The organism is Campylobacter sp. 2014D-0258, assembly GCF_008000495.1.
GTDB classification, from domain to species: Bacteria; Campylobacterota; Campylobacteria; order Campylobacterales; family Campylobacteraceae; genus Campylobacter_D; species Campylobacter_D jejuni.
Window position 1 is genome coordinate 1 of sequence record NZ_VOAR01000004.1, and the last position, 845, is coordinate 845.

1 protein-coding gene is annotated in these 845 nt (G+C 25.6%); it reads right to left on the bottom strand.

The window, feature by feature from the left end:
- Nucleotides 1–845, bottom strand: an 845-nt coding sequence (locus tag SR62_RS00555) for a 6-hydroxymethylpterin diphosphokinase MptE-like protein (RefSeq protein WP_147502220.1), incomplete at both ends; no start/stop codon positions are given.

Consider the following 845-nt stretch of genomic DNA (forward strand, 5'->3'; position numbering starts at 1 on the left):
ACATAATCGGGCTTAATATTATGCTTAGCTAAAATAGGATAAGAAGAATCCGCACAAAAAATCGTAGCTTTACTAGCATACTTTTTTAATAAAGGAAGTTGTTTAGTAAGAGATGGTCCTGTAGAAACAATGATAGCTGTATCACTTATACCCTTTCTTTTAGAAAGTAATTCTTTATAACTAGGATGGGTAATCATTTGAGGAAGATTATAAACAAATTGTTCTATGCCTTGAAGAGCATCAAGAGGATCATTACCATAAGAAACAATAGAATTTTTAAAATTTTCTGCTAATTTTTTATTCAATCCTAAAATATCTTCATGAAATCTTTCATAATAATGACTCATCAGTTCTAAAAAATAAATTCTAGAAAATTGAAAGAAAGGTTTGCTAGAGCAAAAATTAGAAAAAAATTCTATATCCAAAGAACTTGTATTCAAAATCATCAATCTTGCACTTTGTAATTCACTTGAAAAATCTAAGATATGAAATATCACCCAAATGATTTCTATATCTTTTTCAAAAACAACAATATGTTGATGATTTTTATTTTGCAATAAAGCTTTAAATAAAATTCCATTTCCAAAACCATAAAAATATAATACAGGATAAAGTAGATATTTATCATTATAAGTGTTTAGCATAGAGTTTAATTCATCAATAACATTTTCATAAAGAAAAGTATTATCACTTGTATCTTTTAAATTTATATCTAGATTATCTTTACCTAAGATAAGTTCAAATTTACTAGACTTGATTTCTTTTAAACTTTCTTTTAAAAGAATATTACTTAAAGCCTCAATGTTTTTGTTAAAGAGTTCTTTTTGGGTAGGGGTGAAGGTCAT